The following is a 17,545-nucleotide window of genomic DNA, read 5'->3' as shown; positions in this document are numbered from 1 at the left end:
TACGCCCGGGCTGACTCAAGAATGAAGCGTGAAGCACTAGAAAGGGCATACGTGGATGTTAACCAGAAATCAGCTGAAGATGCTGCATGGTTGAAAAATGCAGAACTACTGGAATGGTTAAAAGGGCTTAAGTGAAATAACACAAGAATTATGTAAAGTATTCCTGGTAAACTAAGCTAAAAATCAATAACTTATCGCTGTATCCAGGCAGTACTTTACATAATCTTTTAGCTTACATAAACAGAATTATGTAAAGCTTTACATAAATCAGTAAATGCGTAGGGTAATGTACCTCCAAGTGCTTGTTTCGAAGGTATCGCATTTTGCGATACCATGTTTTGAACCTCCTCTTCAGTTAACTGGATCATAAAATTGTCTGGAAACCTTTCTTTATTGCGTTTTACCTGTTCCCTTAGACGTTTTGCCTTTACTTCATAAAGTTCTGCCAGATCTCTGTCCAGCATTACTTTTTGGTCCCGGATCAGATAGATTTTCCGCATCAATAGCTCATCTGGTGTAATTGTAACATGTGTTTCTTCCATGTTACAAATTTATTTCAATTACAGGTTAAATAGGTAGTGAATATAAAGAAAAATATGTTTTCCGATTCATATTCATTTAACTGGATCGTAAAATTATCAGGAAACCAATCTATGTTCCCTTCTGCCTATCCTCAAAAACGAATCATTTGGTAAATGGCTTATTTTAATTTTTAAATTCCATGCTATTTAAAAACCGGCTTAGCAAATCAGCTGCCCTGTTTTTGTCTTCTGGTTTAAACTGGATAATTCCATTGATCATTTTATCATTGTGGTATTCTGAACTGAATCTATAAAAACTCCATTCGTTTTGATGATAACTTAGAATTATAAATTGAATGTGATTGAAAGTTTGAATGATTGCGTTCGCATTGATAAAACCTCCAATCTTAGCTATTGCGATGGCTTCTTCCTTTTTCTGCTCCAATGTTTTAACCGAAGAGTCAACAATGCCTAAATCCCAGAACCCAAGTGTCATTCCATTTATGTTGTAATAATTTTTTCTTTTCGCCATCGCTTTGGCACTCGATCTATATTCTTCTGTTCCATTTGTCCGTATTCGCGGCATAATTTTTACTGCACCACTCGGCAGAATTAGCGTAACAGTATTACTGAGATTAGCTTGTTGACCTTTAACAGAGAAACAACATAATGCCGTTATGAATATTCCAAAGATTGTTTTCATTTTATGATCAGTCTTAAGAGGTTAATTTTTAAATTCTATACTATTTAAAACCTGTGTAAGTAAATCAGTTGCCCTGTTTTTATCTGCTGGTCTAAACTGTATAAAACCTAAAATATTTTGATTATTATGATTTTCTGAGATAAATTTATAGAAACTAAAATCATTTTGGTCATACCTTAAAATGATAAATTGAATATGATTGGATGTTTTAATTACTCCGGAAACATTCGTAGCATTTCTTCTCCTGTTCATTCCGATAAGCTCTTCTTTTTTCTGTTCTAATGGTTGTGTAGAAATTCCAGTAATGCTTTGATCCCAGAACCCAAGAATCATTCCATTTATGTTGTAATAATTTTTTTTCTTAGCTAATTTTGCTGCAGCTACTTTATATTGTTCTGTTCCAATATCTGGAGTTTTTTCTGACAGACTGATTTTTACCGCGGAGCTAGGTAACTTTAAGGTAAGGATCCTGCTTTGATATACTTGCTGTCCATTAACAGAGGAGCAAAATAAAATGGTTATGAATATTCCAAAAAATGCTTTCATTTTATTGCTAAATCAAGTCGTTTAACTTTTAAATTCCATGCTATTTAAAAACTGGGTTAGTAAATCAGTTGCCTTGTTTATATCTTCTGGCTTAAACTGGATATAACCTGCAATATTTTGATCATTGTGGTATTCTGAATAAAATCTATAAAATTGAGAATCATTTTCATCATAATTTATAATTATAAATTGCATATGATTAAAAGTTTTAATAAAAGCCATAATGTTAGTAGCACTTCCCATTTTTAACAAACCTACAAGTTCTAACTTTTTCCGTTCAAGTGATTTTCTGGAAACTTCAGTTATACTCAAATCCCAAAAACCGAGTGTAATTCTATTTATTTTGTAATAGTTTTTTCTGTTCGCTATTGCTATGGCAGCAATTTTAGATTCTTCAGTTCCGGTAGTGATTGTATCTTCTGATATGCTAGTCTTTACCGCTGAATTTGGTAGGTGTACTTTAACTACCTTACTCTGATATATTTGTTGTCCTTTAACAGAAAATAAGCTTAGAATTCCTATTAATATCCCAAAAAGTGTTTTCATTCGATTATTTCCATATTCTTCCATAAATATTTTATTTGTTGAATATAATTAATAATATCCTTATTATTAGTTGTTATGTGCTTTTTAAAGTAAAGCGTTAGAAGAAACATCTTGTTGTACTATAAAATTGAGGTATCACATTTTGTGATACCTCAATTTTATAGTAGGGAGTTTTTTAGCTAAAGGATATGAATCCTGCAAAAAGAATCAGAAAATGGCCCTCACGTTCTTATTTCAAAGGGGTCGCAAAATGCGACCCCTTGTTTTTATACGTATTGAACCCGATAATTAGGCCTGTACAATAGACCGGTTCAGATCTTTGGTGATCAATTGCAGTTTTTCCTCTGCATTACGTAATTGCTCCTGTAAATCCTGAACGGCATTGCTGGTATTCAGTTTCAGCTCAGGAATCAGGTCTCTGTAATAATTGATACCAGTATATAATTGAGCAGTAAATTTCTCGAAGTATTTTGTCTTTTTTGCATTCAGATCATGCAGCTGTGCGGCCAGGTCTTTCTTCAGGTAATCTACATATAGGTTTAGCTCATTGATGAACAAATTTGGGCGGCTGATCTTAAAAGGAATGATTTCCCTTCCATAGATATGGCTCACCATTTCTTTCAGCGAATAGGTTGATGAAAAATAACTGAGGTTAGGGCCGGGGCAAATACTTACCGCTTTACTTTCCCTGGGTTTGATCATGTCATTCTTGATGTATGCCGAGGCGCAAAGCCCTTCGCATAAACAGATCTTCTCTGTGATAGCATCAAATTTTTCCTGGAAAGCTGCGGGCTCGAGTTCCATCTTACGCAGTTCCTTGATCTTCAAGTGCTGGTACTCCCGCGAAGCGGTACAAATAGGCAATTCCGTAAATTCAGTATTGGTAGACAGGAATTTTTTGATGCAGGGACTTCCCGGACGGCCTTTTTCAATACGCTGCAAACGCTGCGTTTCCATACTGCTCTTTTTGAAATTATTAAAGAGTACGCCCAAAGGGGAAGAATTACTTACATAAAAATCATCTGTTGTCGCATTTTCAAGTGCATGCAGGGTATCGCTGTCTACGTTGGTCACTTCCGGTACCAGTAAAAACGGACTTCCCCAGCCGGCGGCATCAAGTGCGTAATAGTTGATCAGGAAATTATGTTCTTCAGCAGTGCCAATTCCTCCCTGTGCGGTGATCTTTAAAACAGGTCTTGCATTGAGCAGGATACCTTTTGTCTCCAATGCATGGCGGTAAATATGAAATAACTCTTCCATGAGTTCATTCCTTTTTTGCTTAAATTCTTCAAGGATGGGACCCAGCAGCAAACCTTCAGTAGCGAAGGCATGGCCGCCACAGTTTAAACCTGATTCTACCCTGAACTCATCTACCCAAAGTCCTTTTTTGGCCAGCATTTTTGCTTGTATCAAAGCAGATCTGAAGTCACTCACTTTAAGGATGATCTTTTTGGTAATCAGCCCTGCTGTATTGGGATAGAAGGATTCGCAGGTTTCCATATAGGTATACAGCCTGGGGTTGAGTCCTGCAGAGATTACTACGGCAGAATGCAGGGAACTGTTGGCAAATCCTCTCATGGCAGCCAGTGCATCGGTGAAATCGTTACCCAGGTTTTCTCCGGCAGTGTTATAATTTGCTTTGTCTACTTTAGTCATGATGTTCACATCGATATCTCCCGGTTTCATCTGCCAGCGCAATTCCTTTTGCAGGCCTTCTTTTTCTTCACCTTCTTCGAGCCCAAGCATATGGTGATATATTGCTTTTAACTTTGAATTTTCAGGAAGCAGTTCAAAATAATTGTGGATATCGTTTCCTGCAGCAAAACTTTCCTGCTTGAGCTGTGTAAATTGTTCGTTCACTAAAACATGAAGCAGGTTAAGATAGGCTGTGATCCTTTTCGCTCTGCTGTCTTCTGCTTCTTTAGCGATTGGGGAATAGGCGAAGTGATTTGCCTCGCAATGGAACTTTCTCATGCGTTCGGTGAGTTCGTCATCTACAATGGAGAGCACGGAAGAAATACCATATCTGGCCACTTTTAGAGGGGTATCTATGGAATAAGCTAATCCTAAAACGGGAATGTGGAAGGTGTGTTGCATACGGTTTCTTTGATCTGTAGGTTAGCAAAATAGCAGAGAAATTACAGCTGAAAATATGATGCCGGTCATTTTTTTTAATGATCTATATCGGCTCACAACATGATGTAAATCATAGCGAAGCGATGATACGACACAGATATTTGTGGTATTAAAAGCAACATATCATGGCAACTTTAACATTATCAAAAGGCTCAGCAAGTAATCAGTCAAACTCTTTATGGACTAAATATTTAACTTTTGCTGACGGCCAGACAGAAAACCGACTGGGTTGGTTTTTAGTTTCTATTATTTTACACTCTACCTTATTGGTGCCACTCACCTTTATGATTGTTTATTCATTGGGCGGATATGTGGTTCCCTGCCTGGCAGTAAGTATGGTTTTATTCTTTTCTAATATCGTAGCAAATATGAGCGGTGCAAACACAAGGGTTACTATTTTTCTTTTTGGATTAAGTTTATTCATTCATTCCTTAATACTGATCATCACAGTAGCTGGCATTTAGCTATATTTGTGAAAAAGGCGAGAATGGAAAATGCAATGTTACTGGAGGCGATTATTGAAACGGCGATTGACGGTATTATTACCATTGATCAAAGAGGTAAAATAGAAAGCCTTAATCCTGCGGCACTGAAGTTGTTTGGTTATGACCTGGATGAAATACTGGGAAAGAACATCTCTATGCTGATGCCGGAACCGGATAAAACGGCGCATGACGGCTATCTGGAAAATTATAAGCAAACACATGAAAAACACATTATTGGCATTGGCAGGGAAGTAAAGGGCCTGAGAAAAGATGGCTCTACCTTTCCTTTCCGCCTGGCTGTAAGTGAAGTGCAGTATGAAAACCGGAAGATTTATACCGGTTTTATCCACGATCTTTCCAAAGAAAAGGAAGCTGAAGAACGGCTGCAGGAATATGCTGCTGAGCTGGAGAGCCTGGTAGAAGAGCGGACCAAATCCCTTAAAAAAACCGTGGTAGCTTTAAGGGAAGCTAAAGAGGAAGTGAGTTTATCCCTGGAGAAGGAAAAAGAACTGAACCAGATGAAAAGCCGCTTTGTATCGATGGCATCCCATGAGTTTCGTACACCCCTCAGTTCCATACAGCTTTCCTCTTCCCTGATCGAGAAGTACGCACTACCTTATGAAAATACAAATATCAGTAAGCACGTCCATAAAATAAAAAATGCGGTTGGCAACCTCACTACTATCCTGAATGATTTCCTGTCTCTGGAAAGACTGGAAGCGGGAAAGGTAGAGCCTGCATTTCATTCCTTCGACCTGGTTAAACTGGCTGAAGAGATCACTGAAGAAATGCAGATGATAGCCAAGCAGGACCAGCATATTATTTATCAGCATACCGGACTGGAAAGTGTGGTGCAGCTGGATCAGAACCTGCTGAAGAATTGTATGATCAATCTGATCAATAATGCCATTAAATATTCGGGAGAGAACACGTTTATAGAATTTAACACGGAGATCAATGACCGTCAGTGTATCGTAACGATAAGGGACAATGGTATCGGAATCCCAGACACTGATCAGAAACATTTGTTCCAGCCCTTTTTCAGGGCGCATAATACCGGAAGTATACCGGGTACGGGCTTAGGCCTGAATATTGTGCTGCGTTATGCCGGCCTGATGAATGGTGAAGTACAGTTTGAAAGCCAGATTAACCAGGGCACTACATTTATTCTTTCTTTTAATAAATAACACATGAAGAAACAGCGCATACTGATTATTGAAGATAATGACGATATCAGGGAAAGCACAGCGGAAATACTGGAGCTGGCCAGTTATGAAGTTTTTCAGGCCGATAACGGCAAAACAGGGGTAGAATTAGCGAACACAGAGCTGCCCGACTTAATCCTCTGCGATATTATGATGCCGGAGCTGGATGGTTACGGTGTACTGTACCTGCTGAATAAAAATCCGCAGACTTCTGCTACGCCTTTTATTTTCCTGACTGCCAAGGCAGAAAGGATGGATATGAGAAAAGGAATGGAGATGGGCGCAGATGATTATCTTGTAAAACCTTTTGATGATGTAGAACTGCTGAGTGCAATAGAAAGCAGGTTGCATAAAAAGGAAAAACAGGAATCGTTTTACAGTAAATCTATGGCTCAGCTGAGCAGCCTTGTTGCCGGAAATTCGGGAATGAAGGAACTGGATAAAATGATGCAGGACCGTAAGGTGCGAACCATTAAAAAGAAACAGGTAATTTACTATGAAGGTGATACGGTATCGGGAATTTACCTGGTGATCAGTGGAAAAGTAAAAACTATAAAATTGAGCGAGGATGGCAGGGAACTCCTAACCGGTATGTACGGACCTGAAGAGTATTTTGGTATTCCTGCCCTTTTGTTGAATGCCCCTTATATGGAAACGGCAGAAGCACTGGAAGATACAACGGTATGCCAGTTGCCTAAAGAGGTGCTGGAGGAATTACTAAACAAATATCCCGATATAGCGAGACAGTTTATCCACTTGCTTTCCAACAATTTGCTGGAGAAGGAAGAACAGCTGCTGCAACTGGCCTATCATTCAGTGCGTAAACGCCTCTCGGAGGTGCTCATCCGCCTCTCTAAACTGGAAAAACAGCACGGACAGGTAAATCTAAGGATATCCAGAGATAACCTTGCTGCGATGGCCGGAATGGCTACAGAAACAGTAAGCCGTATTTTAAGCGATTTTAAAGATGAAGGGATCATTGAAAGAAAAGGCAGCCAGATAGGTATTCTTGACTATTTGAAACTGCAGCAAATGAAAAACTGATCAGTATCATATTTATGGCTGACTGAACTCATTCTCTAAGGGGCATTATCCTGTTAATTTTACTCATAAATCAATTTTGAATGAGAGTAGTAGCTTACAGTATAAAGTCTTTTGAAAAAGAGCCACTGGCAATAGCCAATCATAAAAAACACGATATTACCTTAATATCCAATTCGCTAAGCGCGGAAACGGTGAGTTATGCCGAAGGCAAAGAAGCTGTGATTGTCTTTACAGATGATCAGGTTTCTGCTGCGGTAATCGACAGCCTGGCAGATCTTGGGGTTAAATATATCGCAACAAGGTCTACGGTTACCCAGCATATTGACCAGGAAGCCGCCGCTAAACGCAATATCAAGATTGCAAACGTTCCGGCAATTTCACTGGTGGCCATTTCAGATGATGGAATGCCGCTGGCCCTGGCCCGTGAGACCATACTTAACCTGGATAAATGGCAGCAGAAACGCTGTTTAGGTGATGCTTGTGTATGTTCCAGATCCTGTGACCAGATCTTCCCTAAAATTCCTGATCATGAATAACGAAGAACTGGTTACCAAATATCACGTTGCTGCCCCCAGGTATACCAGTTATCCAACTGTCCCTTACTGGGTAAATGAGAAATTTGATCAGGAAAAATGGAAAAAAGCAGTGCGAGATTCGTTTAATCATAGCAATACCGAAGATGGAATCAGTTTATACATTCATCTTCCTTTTTGTGAAAGCTTATGTACCTATTGCGGCTGCAATACAAGGATTACCCGTAACCATAAAGTAGAGGAACCTTACATTAGCGCTGTGCTCCGGGAGTGGGAAACCTATCTTAAACTCTTCGGTACAAAACCTGTGATCAGGGAACTGCATTTGGGTGGTGGTACGCCGACATTTTTTAGTGCGGAAAACCTCGGCCTGCTGATCAATGGGATACTGTCCTTAGCAGTTATCCACCCGGAAGCTGAATTTAGCTTTGAGGCCCATCCCGCAAATACAACTGTAGATCATCTTGTAACTTTATACCGCTTGGGTTTTAAGCGTATTAGCCTGGGTATACAGGATTTTGATCCTAAGGTACAATTAGTCATCAATAGGATACAAAGCGAAGCAGAGGTTGCCCTGATTACAGAAGAAGCACGTGTGATAGGTTACAATTCTGTTAACTACGACCTCATCTATGGCCTGCCTCTGCAAAGCATAGCAGGTTTGACTGATACGATACAGTCAGTGCTGGCTTTACGCCCTGATCGCATTGCCTTTTACAGTTATGCGCATGTGCCATGGGTAAAACCGGGGCAGCGCAGGTATACTGAGCTTGATCTTCCTTCGGCAGCCTTAAAGCAAGAATTGTATGAACTGGGCAGGGAGATGCTGAAAGAAGGAGGTTACACAGAAATAGGCATGGACCACTTTACCCTTACCTCAGATAGTTTATACACCGCAGAAAAAGAGGGTAGGTTACACCGTAATTTTATGGGATATACCCATCAGTACAGCCGCTTAATGATTGGATTGGGCGTGTCTTCTATCAGCGACAGCTGGACAGCTTTTGCACAGAACGTTAAAAAGGTAGAGGACTACATTGCGTTGGCCAATGCGGGGGAAATACCGGTTTTTAAAGGTCATATCCTGACTGAAGAAGACCTGGTGATCAGGAAACACATCCTGAATATCATGTGTAAAGGAGAAACCAGCTGGGCATTACCAGAAGAGCAGCATCCATCTTTTTTTGAAGGAATGGAAAGAATGTTATTGATTGCCGATGATGGCCTGGTGACCATCAATGGTTCACATTTGAAAGTAACTGTGTTAGGGAAAAGATTCCTGCGCAATATCTGTATGGCACTGGATGCAAGGCTTTGGGCCAATCAGCCGCAAACACAATTGTTTAGTATGGCAGGGTAAATGTTAATTCATTTACCTGCATTCCGTCACTGAAGCACCGGCCTTAGCAGGACTTAAATAAGGAATGTTCAATTCCAGTCCGCGGAAAATGAACCAGATACCCAGACAAAGCATAAAATAGGGGATAACGCGGTTGATCTTTTTTCTAAAGAGGGTACTGCTCAGACTAACGCTGATCCCTGCAATAAACATAAGGGGTGCTGTGCCCAGCCCAAACCAAAACATATAACTTACAGCCGAACTTACACTGCCTGTGTTTAGTGCACCCGCCATGGCCAGGTAAACAAAACCGCAGGGAAGAAACCCGTTGATGAGCCCAATGATCAGGTGATTAGCTTTGTGTTTTAAAGCATAGCCAAATAGTTTGTTAAAGGGTTTGAGCAGTATTGAGCTGGAGTTGCCGATAGAAATTTTAAATAATCTTGAAGAAGCCGCTATCAGGATCAGTATCCCGCTAAGGATACTTACCCCCTGCTGTATGCCGGCCAGCCAGATCTGTCTGCCCAGTAAGCCAATTAAAACACCCAGCAGGCAGTAAGAGATAATCCTTCCTGCCTGGTAGATCAGTTTGTTTAGTATGGCATATCCAAATCCGGGATGATGGGAAGGTACGGCAAATGCCAGCGGGCCGCACATCCCTACACAATGTACGCTGCCCAGTAATCCGATCATAAAAGCAAGGTTCTGATAACTCATGGTGTGAGGATTATATCGTGATTTCCTGTTCGTATAAGTAACTTTTTTCTTTACTTATCCATTCGATGCTCAGCTTCCAGGAGCCTTTTTGTAAAGCCGCTGAAGGAATAACCACCTGATTGCCGGCATCACTACTGAAAGTGAGTTTCCTGTCCAGGTTTTTATCCGCCATGCGGATCAGCTTTGCTGTCCCTGTTGCTTCATCTTTAAAGGTGATGGTGATTTTATCTTTGCTGACTAGGAGTTCTGGTTGGGCATGGTCGTGTTTCATCTGCTCTTCCCGGTTGTAATCCTTATCGTAATTGATACCCTTTTCATAGTAGTCGTTCTCTACCAGTGCGTCTTTTTTTCCGCTGGTCATGATGATGCCGAGGGCTACGATTGAAATCATAAATATGGCCAGTCCGATGACTATTTTTGTTCCCCAGTTCATATCTTAATCATTAGGTGGTGCAATAAATGTGGTTTCAAAATGATCTATTTCTTTACCTTTTGAGATCAGTTTGAAGCTAATGTCTGTTTTGTATTTCTGAATAGACCGCTGCGGAAGAATGACGAAGAAGGTAATTTTAACGCTGCTGCCCACATTGACACTGTTTTCTTTTTGAATAAACTGGATCTTTGCATTTTTGTCATCCGGTACAATTTCAAATTGAATAGGATGGGTAGTTTTATTGATCAGTTCAGTATTGTATAAATTACTTACGGTATGGTCTTCATTGCGCAATTGATATAAAGTTCCGCCAGCCCTGAGGATGGTGGTTTCTACGGCAGAGCGGCTGATCAATAAGTATCCCAGTGTACACATCAGCAGAAGCAGGATTATTGCGTAACCATAGATCCGTTTGCTGAGGGTAAAGGATTTGCCGGCCGAAATTTCGTCTTCTGATTTAAACCCGATCAGTCTGGCGGGGCGGTTGATTTTCTCCATCACCATATCACAGGCGTCAATACAGGCTGTACAGTTTACACATTCCATTTGTGTGCCGTTACGGATATCAATTCCTGTAGGGCAAACCTGAACACATAATTTGCAGTCTATACAGTCGCCAATGGATTGCGCTTCGTTTTTTACTCTTTTTCCCCGTGGTTCGCCACGCAGGTAATCATAGGCTACAACTATACTCTGATTGTCTAGCAAAACGCCCTGGAGCCTTCCATAAGGGCAGGCTACTGTACAAACCAGTTCTCTCATTCTGGAAAATACCAGGTAGAAAACTATCGTAAACACACAGATGGAAATAAATCCTGATAAGTGAAGGGCAACAGGTTCAGTAATGATTTTTATCAGCATTGTGCTGCCAATCAGGTAGGAGAGAAAGATATTGGCAATCAGGAAAGAGACCAGAAGGAACAAGCCATGTTTGGCAGTTTTCTTCCAGAATTTTTCCATACTCAATGGTGCTGCATCCAGCTTTTTTTGTTTAACAGGATCGCCTTCTATCCAGTGCTCGATTTTTCTGAAAACCATTTCCAGGAAAATAGTTTGGGGACATACCCATCCGCAGAATACTCTTCCAAATACGACGGTAAATAAGACCACGAAGACAATGAAAGTAAGAAGGGCCAGTACAAACAGATAGAAATCCTGTGGCCAGAAGATCACCCCGAAAAACACAAATTTACGTTCCAGTACATTCAGTAATATCAGTTGCTCCCCATTCAATTTAAGAAAGGGAGCAGCAAATAACAGCGTCAGAAAGAAATAACTAACGATAGAACGGTTACGGTATAAGGTCCCTTTTACTACTGAAGGGTAAAGCCATTTTCTTTTTTTTCCGTCATCCGTCAGCGTACTTACCTGGCTTCTGAAATATAAGGGTTCCTGTGACATGTTATAATTTTGTTCCCTGCGGTGCTTTGGCACCGGCAGGATTTGTTCCCTGCAGCGATAACACGTAATTGGCGATATCGGAGATCTGCTGGGCATTCATTGTTTTCTCCCAGGAGATCATTCCTTTTTCAGGTACTCCCAGTTTAATGGTTCTGAATACATCTTTTATCGTCCCACCGTGCAGCCAGTATTTATCTGTTAAGTTAGGCCCAACAATTCCCTGGGCATGTTCTCCGTGGCAGGGAGGACAATGTGTTGAAAATAGTGTGGCACCGCTTTTTAATACCGCAGGGTCTTTACTTTGTACAATATTACTTTCGTTGATTTTATTGGCAGTTGCGTTGGCCGGGTTGGCCAGAAAAGCTTCTTTGTCTACGGCTGCCTGTTCTACGGAAGCTGCATATTCTATTTCCTGCGGGTTACCCTGATTGTACACATGATAATTGAGCAGGTAACAGATCGCAAAAACTATCGTTGCGTAAAAGAGGACTTTGAACCAGGCAGGAATAGGATTATCGAGTTCCTCAATGCCATCAAACTGATGGTCCATTACCAGGTCTTTCTCTTGTGCAAGGGGTTTTAATTCCATGATCCTTGTCCAGAGGGTAGGTTTCTGTTTTTCCATCACCCTTAAAGCTTCCTCTTCCAGTCGGCGTTTTTCCTTTTCTTCGGGCGTAGCGAAAACAGTAGGGTTTTTTGTTTCCTCTACATAAAACCTGATCACTTTGAGCAGGAGTATAGCTACTCCCAGGATCATCAATGCGGTAACCAGCATGAGGATGATCATGATATCTGTAGATGTATTTCCGGTAGACCAGTTGGTGCTAGTTAGTGGTTTCATGCTGATCTTCTTTTAGTGGCAGTTCTTTCATATATTCAACATCTTCTTTTTTCATCATGAGGATCAACACGGTTACGAGTATAAAAAACACGGCAAAGATTCCAAATGAGCTAACGAAATACCCCAGGCTTCCGTCAACACTAGTTATAAATTGCTTAAACATATTCTGATTATTTAGCTTTAATATCTGTACCCAGGCGTTGTATATAGGCGATCAGTGCAATGATCTCCCTGTCGCTTTTTACTTTAATGTTATTCTGTTTCAGGTCTGCAGCGATCGATTTTGCCTGTTCGTCCAGTTTCGCATTGGCCTCGTTTTCAAAACCTACTGCATATGGAACCCCAAGTGTGCGCATGGCATTTATTTTTGACCTTGTAGTTGTGGTGTCCAGTTTCTGGTTGATGATCCATTCATAAGGAGGCATAATACTTCCCGGCGACATGGTTTGCGGATCGAACAGGTGATTGTAGTGCCATGCATTTGGATATTTTCCGCCTTCGCGCTGTAAATCCGGTCCGATACGTTTTGATCCCCATAAGAAAGGGTGGTCATAAACAAACTCTCCTGCTTTACTGTATTCTCCATAACGTTCGGTTTCAGAACGCAGGGCGCGGATCATCTGGGAGTGGCAGTTCATACAACCTTCGCGCAGATAAATATCCCTTCCCTGTAATTCCAGTGGTGAATAAGGTTTAACACTGGCAATGGTTGGAATATTTGATTTGATGGTAAAGGTTGGCATCATCTCTATCATTCCCCCAATCAGGATCACGATCAGTGCCAGAACCATAAACACCATTGGTTTACGTTCCAGCATTCTGTGTAATGCTTTGTCTGTTCCCTGCGCTACAAATACTTTAGTTAAGGCCTGTGCTTCTGCAGCTTCGTTAGCTACTAAGCTACCTGCTGCCATTGTTTTAACCAGGTTGTAGGTCATTACAATAACTCCTGTCAGGTATAAGGCACCGCCAATGGCACGCAGAATATACATTGGGATAATCTGTCTCAGCGTTTCCAGGAAACTTGGGTATTTTAGTACACCTTCAGGAGTGAATTCTTTCCACATTAACCCTTGTGTGAAACCTGCAAAATATAGGGGCACTACATAGAATATAATTCCCAGCGTACCAATCCAGAAGTGGAAGGCAGCAAGTTTTTTAGAGTATAAGTTGGTATTGTAGATTCTTGGGATTAACCAGTATAAGATACCAAAGGTTAAAAATCCATTCCATCCCAAGGCACCAAGGTGAACGTGTGCAATTACCCAGTCGGTATAGTGTGCAATTGCATTTACCTGTTTTAGGGCCAGCATAGGACCTTCAAAGGTGGCCATACCGTAACAGGTGATACCTACCACCATAAATTTGAGGATAGGTTCTTCCCTTACTTTATCCCAGGCGCCGCGCAGGGTAAGCAATCCGTTGATCATCCCGCCCCAGCTTGGTGCGATCAGCATGACAGAAAAAGCGATTCCTAAAGATTGTACCCATGACGGCAGGGCGGTATAGAGTAAATGGTGAGGGCCTGCCCAGATATAGATAAATATCAGCGACCAGAAATGGAGGATACTTAGTTTATAGGAATAGATTGGGCGGCCGGCCATTTTAGGCAAGTAATAGTACATCATTCCCAGGTATGGGGTGGTTAAAACAAAGGCTACAGCGTTATGTCCGTACCACCATTGTACCAGTGCATCCTGTACACCGGCATATACGTAATAACTTTTGAACATGGAGATAGGCAGCTCAATGGAGTTCACAATATGCAGCACCGCTACTGTCACGAAGGTGGCAATGTAAAACCAGATGGCTACATACATATGTTTTTCACGTCTTTTGATGATCGTACCAAACATATTGATCCCAAAAGTGACCCAGATCAGCGTGATCGCAATATCTATCGGCCATTCCATCTCGGCATATTCATGCCCGGTGGTCATTCCAAGAGGTAAGGTGATTGCCGTGGCTACAATGATTAACTGCCAGCCCCAGAAGTGAATGTTACTGAGCACATCACTGAACATCCTGGTTTTAAGCAGGCGCTGAAGGGAATAATAAACGCCCATAAAGATGGCGTTACACACAAAAGCAAAAATTACCGCGTTGGTGTGCAAGGGTCTGATGCGGCCAAATGTAGTGTATTGATTGCCCATGTTCATGGCTGGTTTAATCAGCTGCATGGCGATAAGAAGGCCTACCGTCATGCCCACTATTCCCCAGACGATGGTGGCAATAGCGAAGTTTCTGACGGTTTTGTTGTCGTAATAAAATTTTTCAGTCATGAGAAAAATGTTGTAGTGGTTTATGCGGGTAAAATTAGTTTGCAGGGTAAGACCTATCCATGATAGCTGTTATGACTTAGGATGATCTTTGTCACTTTTTTCATCTTTGTGAGTGAACTGTATGCCCTTGGTAATTTCTTTTTCAGGTTCGTCGTCGAAGAGTATCCTCACTGCTGGTGTAAAGAGATCATCGTTTTGTCCTGATTTACTAGCCCAGAAAAAAGCGATTAAAAAAATCAGTGCCAGCAGGATGCTGAAACCGATCAGCATATAGATCATGTTCATAAAAGTTTGTTTTTAACTGCATAAAAACGGGCAGCGAGGGTAGTAAAAAGGATAATGGTAATGGTGCTTAAAGGCATCAGGATAGCAGCCATGAGGGGAGAAAGTAATCCCTGTACGGCGAAGAACAAGCCTGCTGCATTGTAGGTCAGTGAAATCACAAAACTCATATGGATCACCCTGACGGCACCTTTGGCCAGCCTGATAAATTGCGGTATTTTCTCAAAAGCCGCCCCATCCAGTATGGCATCACAGCCGGGTGAAAAGTTATTGATATTGTCTGTTACGGCTATCCCCAGGTTACTTTGTTTCAGCGCACCGGCATCATTTAGTCCATCGCCCAACATCATCACTTTGGCCCCGCTGTTTTGCAGCTTGAGGATGTAGTCCAATTTGTTCTGCGGGCTTTGTTTAAAATGCAGCTGGTCTGCCCTTTGGAAAAATGGGGCCAGCAGGCTGCGGTCGTGATCCTGATCGCCGGACAGCAGGTGCAGATCTGCCTGTTGCCCTAATTTCTGCGCCAGCTGTCTGAAGCCTGTTCTCCAGCGTTGTGTGGATAAGAAAAAACCATGGTAATTGCCGTCTATTAAAATATGGACTACACTTCCTTTATCCTGCTGTGTTAAACCCAGAAAGGTGGCACTTCCCAATTGAATTTGATGACCATTAACCCTGCCGCTAATTCCCCGGCCAACTTTTTCCCTGTACTGATCTACAGGATATGAGGGGCTGAGGTTCAGCCATTTTACCAATTCGCGGCTCAGCGGGTGACCTGAGTTTCTTGCCAGGTCGCTCAGCCATTGTTTTTCTTCCTGGTTTAGCTGGCCAGTAAATTCAAACCCTTTAGATTCCGGATTGGTGATCGTTCCGGTTTTATCAAATACTATGGTATTGATCCTGGCCAGTTCTTCTATGATGGCAGTGTTTTTTAAATAGAATTTATTCTTGTCAAATATGCTGAGTACCGCCGCCAGGGTAAATGGAGAACTCAATGCCAGTGCACAGGGGCAGGCGATGATCAGCACCGCTGTGAAAGAGGCTACTGCTTTATTCAGATCCGTTGATACCCAAAAAAGACCTGCGCCAATGGCAATTGCCAGTAGCACCATACTGAAATATTTACTCGCCGTGTTGCTGAAAGTTTTGATGTTGTCTTTTCGTGCCCCAAAGGTTTCATTGTTCCATAATTTGGTCAGGTAACTCTGCGAAACAGGTTTCACCACTTCCAGTTCTATGGCGCCGTTTAACTGCCTGCCGCCTGCATAGATCACTTCTCCCAATACTTTTTCTACCGCTAAGGCTTCACCTGTTACAAAACTGAAATCAAGTTTTGCTTCTCCCTTTAGGAGGATCGCATCTGCCGGAATGATTTCATTGCTGCGGATCAGTATACGGTCGCCTGTTTTCAGTTCATTCAGTGGCAGCGGCTGTTCTTTGCCGTCTTTGATCAGGGTTACGGCTACAGGGAAATAAGAACGGTAGTCGCGTTCAAAGGAGAGATAATGGTAGGTGCGCTGCTGCATCCATTTACCGATCAGCAGGAAAAATACGAGTGAGCATAGGGTGTCAATAAATCCCACGCCCGAATGGGTGATGATCTCTGCCGCAGAGCGGATAAACATCACTGCAATACCTAAAGCCAATGGGAAGTCCAGATTTAAGATCCCGTTTTTAAGGTTGGTCCATGCAGATATAAAGTAGTCCCTCGCACTGTAAAGCAGTACCGGGATAGCGAAAGCTAAATTGATCCACCCAAAGAAAGACTGGAAGGTATTTTCAAATCTGCTGAGGCCAAAATACTCGGGAAAGCTGAATAACATGACGTTGCCAAAACAGAAACCGGCCACTGCAATTTTAGTAAGCAGGTTCCGTTCTGAATGGTCTGACTGTTGTTTTTTTACCACATCCTGTAAGCTGATCAGGGGTTCATAACCTACAGCGGTGAGTAGTTCTACGGCTTTACGCAGAGAGATCTGCTGGTTCCTGAAGGTAAGGCTGACCTGCTTTTTCAAGAAATCTGTACGCGACTGGACGATAGAAGGGTTAATCTTATACAGGTTTTCCAGTAGCCAGATGCAGGAGCTGCAATGGATGGCCGGAATGAAAAGCGTAATTACAGTTGTGCTGTCGTCGGTATAATCGGCCAGTTCTGCGGCTATCCCGGCATCGTCCAGGTAATCAAAGTGCTGCGCGGCTTTCTTTTGTGAAGCACCTGGGACTTCGTTATAAGCATAGTAACTGGAAAGGTTGTGTCTGGATAAGATCTGGTACACTCCTTTGCAGCCGAGGCAGCAAAACTGTTTGTCATCTGATACATACGGAGCGGCAGGAAGATCGTCTCCACAATGATAACATTGTGTTTGAACGGAGAGGCTTATGTTTTCTTTCATTCCGGAATTATTAATTCTCAAAAATGAAGGTTAAGCTCTGGTATTAAAATGATAGCCATAAGCTTAAAAAGTGATAAAGGTCATTTTATCTTTTCATTTCACCTATGTGTGTGTTGTAACGCATAAGTGTAAATTAACATT

Annotated in this window: 18 protein-coding genes; 5 read left to right on the top strand and 13 right to left on the bottom strand. The window is 41.8% G+C overall.

Annotation, left to right across the window (positions count from 1 at the left end; translation table 11 throughout):
- Window positions 1-227 precede the first annotated feature (227 nt).
- The 5 genes from GSQ84_RS04450 to GSQ84_RS04430 form a co-directional block, all read right to left on the bottom strand.
- Window positions 228-542: an ORF6N domain-containing protein gene (locus GSQ84_RS04450; protein WP_158796038.1), complete on the bottom strand. Its 315-nt coding sequence runs from the start codon at window positions 540-542 to the stop codon at window positions 228-230.
- A 163-nt stretch (window positions 543-705) separates the two neighbouring features.
- Window positions 706-1,224 carry a hypothetical protein gene (locus GSQ84_RS04445; protein ID WP_158796037.1) on the bottom strand — a complete coding sequence of 173 codons (519 nt, stop codon included), beginning with the start codon at window positions 1,222-1,224 and terminating at the stop codon, window positions 706-708.
- 21 nt (window positions 1,225-1,245) lie between these two features.
- On the bottom strand, window positions 1,246-1,770 hold the full coding sequence (locus GSQ84_RS04440) for a hypothetical protein (RefSeq protein ID WP_158796036.1): 525 nt from the start codon (window positions 1,768-1,770) through the stop codon (window positions 1,246-1,248).
- Between the two features lie 21 nt (window positions 1,771-1,791).
- Window positions 1,792-2,340: a hypothetical protein gene (locus GSQ84_RS04435; RefSeq protein WP_158796035.1), complete on the bottom strand. Its 549-nt coding sequence runs from the start codon at window positions 2,338-2,340 to the stop codon at window positions 1,792-1,794.
- A 264-nt stretch (window positions 2,341-2,604) separates the two neighbouring features.
- Window positions 2,605-4,413, bottom strand: a complete 1,809-nt coding sequence (locus GSQ84_RS04430) for a hypothetical protein (RefSeq protein WP_158796034.1) — start codon at window positions 4,411-4,413, stop codon at window positions 2,605-2,607.
- Window positions 4,414-4,577: 164 nt separating this feature from the next.
- On the opposite strand from GSQ84_RS04430, the gene GSQ84_RS04425 reads away from it, so the two are divergent.
- From GSQ84_RS04425 to hemN, 5 genes are all read left to right on the top strand, one after another.
- Window positions 4,578-4,916, top strand: a complete 339-nt coding sequence (locus tag GSQ84_RS04425) for a hypothetical protein (RefSeq protein WP_158796033.1) — start codon at window positions 4,578-4,580, stop codon at window positions 4,914-4,916.
- Between the two features lie 23 nt (window positions 4,917-4,939).
- A complete protein-coding gene (locus tag GSQ84_RS04420; protein ID WP_158796032.1) occupies window positions 4,940-6,124 on the top strand; it encodes a PAS domain-containing sensor histidine kinase in 1,185 nt (394 codons plus the stop codon).
- A gap of 3 nt (window positions 6,125-6,127) precedes the next feature.
- Window positions 6,128-7,186, top strand: coding sequence for a response regulator (locus GSQ84_RS04415; RefSeq protein ID WP_158796031.1), 1,059 nt, complete (start codon window positions 6,128-6,130; stop codon window positions 7,184-7,186).
- An 80-nt stretch (window positions 7,187-7,266) separates the two neighbouring features.
- Window positions 7,267-7,722 carry a lactate dehydrogenase gene (locus tag GSQ84_RS04410; protein WP_158796030.1) on the top strand — a complete coding sequence of 152 codons (456 nt, stop codon included), beginning with the start codon at window positions 7,267-7,269 and terminating at the stop codon, window positions 7,720-7,722.
- Entirely contained in the window at window positions 7,715-9,079 is a 1,365-nt protein-coding gene (gene hemN / locus GSQ84_RS04405) for an oxygen-independent coproporphyrinogen III oxidase (RefSeq protein ID WP_158796029.1), read from the top strand. Before GSQ84_RS04410 ends, hemN begins: the two co-directional genes overlap by 8 nt.
- A gap of 12 nt (window positions 9,080-9,091) precedes the next feature.
- Here hemN and GSQ84_RS04400 read toward each other — a convergent pair whose 3' ends face one another.
- The 8 genes from GSQ84_RS04400 to GSQ84_RS04365 all read right to left on the bottom strand — a co-directional run bounded on the left by GSQ84_RS04400 (window position 9,092) and on the right by GSQ84_RS04365 (window position 17,404).
- The gene (locus tag GSQ84_RS04400) at window positions 9,092-9,775 is read right to left on the bottom strand and encodes a sulfite exporter TauE/SafE family protein (protein WP_158796028.1); all 684 of its coding nucleotides are present in this window, start codon (window positions 9,773-9,775) and stop codon (window positions 9,092-9,094) included.
- Between the two features lie 10 nt (window positions 9,776-9,785).
- Window positions 9,786-10,208: a FixH family protein gene (locus tag GSQ84_RS04395; RefSeq protein WP_158796027.1), complete on the bottom strand. Its 423-nt coding sequence runs from the start codon at window positions 10,206-10,208 to the stop codon at window positions 9,786-9,788.
- Window positions 10,209-10,211: 3 nt separating this feature from the next.
- Window positions 10,212-11,609 (bottom strand): cytochrome c oxidase accessory protein CcoG, encoded by a 1,398-nt coding sequence (gene ccoG, locus GSQ84_RS04390; RefSeq protein ID WP_158796026.1) that lies wholly within the window; start codon window positions 11,607-11,609, stop codon window positions 10,212-10,214.
- Between the two features lies 1 nt (window position 11,610).
- Entirely contained in the window at window positions 11,611-12,450 is an 840-nt protein-coding gene (locus GSQ84_RS04385) for a cbb3-type cytochrome c oxidase N-terminal domain-containing protein (protein ID WP_158796025.1), read from the bottom strand.
- Entirely contained in the window at window positions 12,434-12,613 is a 180-nt protein-coding gene (locus tag GSQ84_RS04380) for a hypothetical protein (RefSeq protein WP_158796024.1), read from the bottom strand. Before GSQ84_RS04380 ends, GSQ84_RS04385 begins: the two co-directional genes overlap by 17 nt.
- A gap of 7 nt (window positions 12,614-12,620) precedes the next feature.
- On the bottom strand, window positions 12,621-14,732 hold the full coding sequence (ccoN, locus tag GSQ84_RS04375) for a cytochrome-c oxidase, cbb3-type subunit I (RefSeq protein WP_158796023.1): 2,112 nt from the start codon (window positions 14,730-14,732) through the stop codon (window positions 12,621-12,623).
- 69 nt (window positions 14,733-14,801) lie between these two features.
- Window positions 14,802-15,017: a cbb3-type cytochrome oxidase assembly protein CcoS gene (gene ccoS, locus GSQ84_RS04370; protein ID WP_158796022.1), complete on the bottom strand. Its 216-nt coding sequence runs from the start codon at window positions 15,015-15,017 to the stop codon at window positions 14,802-14,804.
- The gene (locus tag GSQ84_RS04365) at window positions 15,014-17,404 is read right to left on the bottom strand and encodes a heavy metal translocating P-type ATPase metal-binding domain-containing protein (RefSeq protein ID WP_158796021.1); all 2,391 of its coding nucleotides are present in this window, start codon (window positions 17,402-17,404) and stop codon (window positions 15,014-15,016) included. Before GSQ84_RS04365 ends, ccoS begins: the two co-directional genes overlap by 4 nt.
- Window positions 17,405-17,545 lie beyond the last annotated feature (141 nt).

The organism is Pedobacter sp. L105 (genome assembly GCF_009765875.1).
Lineage (GTDB): Bacteria > Bacteroidota > Bacteroidia > Sphingobacteriales > Sphingobacteriaceae > Pedobacter.
This window is presented reverse-complemented; position numbering and strand designations above follow the sequence as displayed.

Coding starts and splice junctions, on each gene's coding strand:
- GSQ84_RS04450 (WP_158796038.1), bottom strand. CDS start 542: ATGGAAGAAACACATGTTACAATTACACCAGATGAGCTATTGATGCGG.
- GSQ84_RS04445 (WP_158796037.1), bottom strand. CDS start 1,224: ATGAAAACAATCTTTGGAATATTCATAACGGCATTATGTTGTTTCTCT.
- GSQ84_RS04440 (WP_158796036.1), bottom strand. CDS start 1,770: ATGAAAGCATTTTTTGGAATATTCATAACCATTTTATTTTGCTCCTCT.
- GSQ84_RS04435 (WP_158796035.1), bottom strand. CDS start 2,340: ATGGAAGAATATGGAAATAATCGAATGAAAACACTTTTTGGGATATTA.
- GSQ84_RS04430 (WP_158796034.1), bottom strand. CDS start 4,413: ATGCAACACACCTTCCACATTCCCGTTTTAGGATTAGCTTATTCCATA.
- GSQ84_RS04425 (WP_158796033.1), top strand. CDS start 4,578: ATGGCAACTTTAACATTATCAAAAGGCTCAGCAAGTAATCAGTCAAAC.
- GSQ84_RS04420 (WP_158796032.1), top strand. CDS start 4,940: ATGGAAAATGCAATGTTACTGGAGGCGATTATTGAAACGGCGATTGAC.
- GSQ84_RS04415 (WP_158796031.1), top strand. CDS start 6,128: ATGAAGAAACAGCGCATACTGATTATTGAAGATAATGACGATATCAGG.
- GSQ84_RS04410 (WP_158796030.1), top strand. CDS start 7,267: ATGAGAGTAGTAGCTTACAGTATAAAGTCTTTTGAAAAAGAGCCACTG.
- hemN (WP_158796029.1), top strand. CDS start 7,715: ATGAATAACGAAGAACTGGTTACCAAATATCACGTTGCTGCCCCCAGG.
- GSQ84_RS04400 (WP_158796028.1), bottom strand. CDS start 9,775: ATGAGTTATCAGAACCTTGCTTTTATGATCGGATTACTGGGCAGCGTA.
- GSQ84_RS04395 (WP_158796027.1), bottom strand. CDS start 10,208: ATGAACTGGGGAACAAAAATAGTCATCGGACTGGCCATATTTATGATT.
- ccoG (WP_158796026.1), bottom strand. CDS start 11,609: ATGTCACAGGAACCCTTATATTTCAGAAGCCAGGTAAGTACGCTGACG.
- GSQ84_RS04385 (WP_158796025.1), bottom strand. CDS start 12,450: ATGAAACCACTAACTAGCACCAACTGGTCTACCGGAAATACATCTACA.
- GSQ84_RS04380 (WP_158796024.1), bottom strand. CDS start 12,613: ATGTTTAAGCAATTTATAACTAGTGTTGACGGAAGCCTGGGGTATTTC.
- ccoN (WP_158796023.1), bottom strand. CDS start 14,732: ATGACTGAAAAATTTTATTACGACAACAAAACCGTCAGAAACTTCGCT.
- ccoS (WP_158796022.1), bottom strand. CDS start 15,017: ATGAACATGATCTATATGCTGATCGGTTTCAGCATCCTGCTGGCACTG.
- GSQ84_RS04365 (WP_158796021.1), bottom strand. CDS start 17,404: ATGAAAGAAAACATAAGCCTCTCCGTTCAAACACAATGTTATCATTGT.